We start from the raw sequence: 2647 nt of genomic DNA, 5'->3' as shown, positions 1-2647 counted from the left end.
TCCTGTTCAAAGCATGACAAAACAAAAGACTTGTCTTCTTTTGCTATCTAACTGTACTGCCGAAGAGCGTCAACGAAGCAGGAAGAGACGAGCGGGCATGTTACGGAAAACCCGAATCGGAGTGTCCACCGGCTGCACCGTATCCCCGGACTTCTCGCCCCGTATGGACTCGCGATGGAGAACCTGGGCGACATCGATCGTCAGTCGATCGCCGGCGCGATCTCGACCGGAACCCACGGCACCGGTGCCGAGTACGGTGGCCTCGCGACCCAGGTCGTCGGCGTCACCATGGTCACGGCCGCCGGCGAGTTCCTCCGCATCGACCAGGAGCACGAGAGCGAGCTGCTGCCCGCTGCGGCTCTCGGACTCGGCGCCCTCGGCATCATCGTCGAGGTGACCCTGCAGTGCGTGCCGGCGTACGTCATGCACGCGATCGACGAGCCGGTACCCCTGGAGGAGGTGCTCGCCACCCTCGAAGAGCGCGTCGCCGCATCCGACCACTTCGAGTTCTATTGGTTCCCTCACACGGATATCGCGCTGACCAAGCGCCAGACGCGGCTGCCGGAGGCGACGGTGCGCAAGCCGCTCCCGGTGGTCGGGCGGTGGATCGATGAGACGCTGCTCTCGAACGGGGTGTATCGCGTGGCGTGCGCTGCGGGTCAGGTCATTCCGGCGATCACTCCGTCCTTCAGCCGGCTCGCGGTCAGGCTCACCGAAGATCGCGAGTACACCGAACTCTCGCACCGGGTGCTCATCCAGAGCAGGACCGTGCGATTCCGGGAGATGGAGTACGCGATCCCCGTCGAGAACGTCGTGCCGGCCTTCGAAGCGGTGCAGGCGCTGATCGCGCGGCGCGGATGGACGATCGAGTTCCCGATCGAGGTGCGCTTCGCCGCGTCCGACGACCGCTGGCTGTCGACGGCTCACGGACGCGCGAGCGCGTACATCGCCGTGCACCGCTACTGGCGGGCCGACCCCACGGAGTACTTCGGCGCCGTGGAGGAGATCATGCACGAGTTCGGAGGGCGCCCGCACTGGGGCAAGCTCCACACGCTCACGGCGCAGACCCTCCGGGAGCGATACCCGCGCTTCGACGACTTCGTCGCGTTGCGCGATCGCCTCGACCCGGAGCGTCGTTTCGGCAACCGCTACCTCGAGCGGGTCCTCGGCAGCTGATAGGGACGCAGGGACGCCCGCGCGCGCCCAGTCCACGTGCAGACTGCGCGTCTAGGATGAGAGAAACACGAGGAAGGGTGGGGCTCTGATGGAATGGCTCGTGCCGGTACTGATCGTTGTCGGAGTGATCCTGCTCGTCGGCATCTATCTGTGGGCCACGTACAACTCGCTGGTGCAGCTGAACGTCCGCGTCGATGAGGCGTGGAGCGGCATCACGGTGCAGTTGAAGCGACGAGCCGACCTCATTCCGAACCTCATCGAGACGGTGAAGGGCTACGCCTCCCACGAGAAGGCCGTCTTCGAGAACGTCACGCGGGCGCGTGCCGAGACCCTGTCAGCCGGAGGGCCGGGCGAGGCGGGCATCGCCGAGGGGCACCTGCAGCAGGCGTTGCGGAGCCTCTTCGCGGTCGCCGAGGCCTACCCGCAGTTGCAGGCGAGCACGAACTTCCTCCAGGTGCAGCAGGCACTGGTCGACACCGAGGACAAGGTCCAGGCGGCGCGCCGCTTCTACAACGGCGGCGTGCGCGAGCTGAACACCAAGATCAAGGTCTTCCCCAACAACCTGTTCGCCAAGGGACTGGGTTTCTCCGAGCGGGAGTTCTTCGAGGTCGCCGACAGCAGCGCGATCTCCGAACCGCCGCGCGTGCAGTTCTGACGCCGGTCGTTCACCACACCGACAGGAGGAGTCCGTCGGCGGTGAACGCCAGGTCGCCGCGCACGCTCCAGGAGTCCGTCCGATAGGTGGCCGTGCGGGCCTCGCCGTTCTGGGCGGTCCCGGTGATGGTGGCCACGAGCACTCCACCCTCTGCGGTGAAACCGGCGGGAGTCAACGCGATGACCGGTGCCGTGTCGATCCGATAGCGGATGGCATCCACCTCGCGGAACTCGGTCCCCCAGGGGATCCGTATGCCGCATCCGTCGGGGACTTCTGTGCCCCCAGCGGTGCAGGTCTCGAGGAGCGTGTCGAGCTGGGCCTGCGCGACCGCCGTCGCCTCCGGCCGCAGCATGACGTCGAGCGTCGTCGTGGTCTTCACCCCTGGCAGCACCAGCGCCGCACTCCCGCCCTCGAGCAGTGCCTCCGGTGCGGCCGCGAGGGCGTAGGTCGCGGGGAGCAGCAGTGCAGCCGTCTCCGCCGGAACGGTCGCATCGCCGATCGCGACATCCGACCCGATCGTCGTTTCCACGGTCAGTGTGCCGAGTCCCGTCGCATCGACGCTCCAGCGGCCGTCGATGATGCCGAGCGTCAGCTGCGCGGTGTGCGTCTTGCCGTCGAGCCGGAAGGAGATCGCGACGACGGCCGAAGTGTCGTCGTCTTCGCGTCGGACGGTTGTGACCTCGGAGTCCTCGATGAACGCGGTGGCGGCGGCGAAGGCGACCAGTGCGGTGTCCGACACGTCGATCCCGGTGGCCGCCACGGCGTCGGCGTCACCGGACTCGAGCGCCTGGACATAGGCGAGCGCCGCTTCTTCCG

General features: G+C 67.1%; 2 protein-coding genes and 1 pseudogene. 2 read left to right on the top strand and 1 reads right to left on the bottom strand.

The genetic code is table 11. The features are described from left to right. Positions 1-129: 129 nt before the first annotated feature. Together KZA10_RS11915 and KZA10_RS11910 are read left to right on the top strand one after the other, a co-directional pair. Positions 130-1176 (top strand): annotated as a pseudogene (locus KZA10_RS11915) (D-arabinono-1,4-lactone oxidase); the annotation flags it as partial. Between the two features lie 88 nt (positions 1177-1264). After that, positions 1265-1831, top strand: coding sequence for a LemA family protein (locus tag KZA10_RS11910; protein ID WP_017828718.1), 567 nt, complete (start codon positions 1265-1267; stop codon positions 1829-1831). Between the two features lie 10 nt (positions 1832-1841). Here KZA10_RS11910 and KZA10_RS11905 read toward each other — a convergent pair. Beyond that, a partial coding sequence (locus tag KZA10_RS11905) for a hypothetical protein (protein WP_218682983.1) occupies positions 1842-2647 on the bottom strand: 806 nt, incomplete at its 5' end.

The sequence above is a fragment of the Microbacterium sp. BF1 genome (assembly GCF_019279095.1).
Lineage (GTDB): Bacteria > Actinomycetota > Actinomycetes > Actinomycetales > Microbacteriaceae > Microbacterium > Microbacterium maritypicum.
This window is presented reverse-complemented; position numbering and strand designations above follow the sequence as displayed.